Source organism: Paraburkholderia sp. SIMBA_053 (assembly GCF_046534895.1).
In the GTDB taxonomy this organism is placed as follows: domain Bacteria; phylum Pseudomonadota; class Gammaproteobacteria; order Burkholderiales; family Burkholderiaceae; genus Paraburkholderia; species Paraburkholderia caledonica.
Window position 1 is genome coordinate 1 of record NZ_JAWRXU010000852.1, and the last position, 265, is coordinate 265.

Genomic DNA, 265 nt, shown 5'->3' on the forward strand with positions numbered 1-265 from the left:
TTCTTTTAGATTCCTGCCATGAAGATCAAAACAAATTTATGCCCCCATTATTCACTGAAGAAATGAGGTCTATTTATTTTAACCAGTTTTCAATCGAAGGTTCTATAGATGACATTGAAAAAAGCTTTGAACAAATAAGTGAAGTTAAATCATTAGGAGACGTACCTCTTACAGTTGTGAGCGCTGGCCTACAGTCTTATCACACAACGGAATCTTTTGCTGCATGGAATCTATTTCAACGTGATTTAACACGTTTATCAACGAA

1 protein-coding gene is annotated in these 265 nt (G+C 35.1%); it reads left to right on the forward strand.

The features are described 5' to 3' along the window. Nucleotides 1-265, forward strand: a 265-nt coding sequence (locus SB753_RS37990) for a hypothetical protein (protein WP_410805279.1), incomplete at both ends; no start/stop codon positions are given.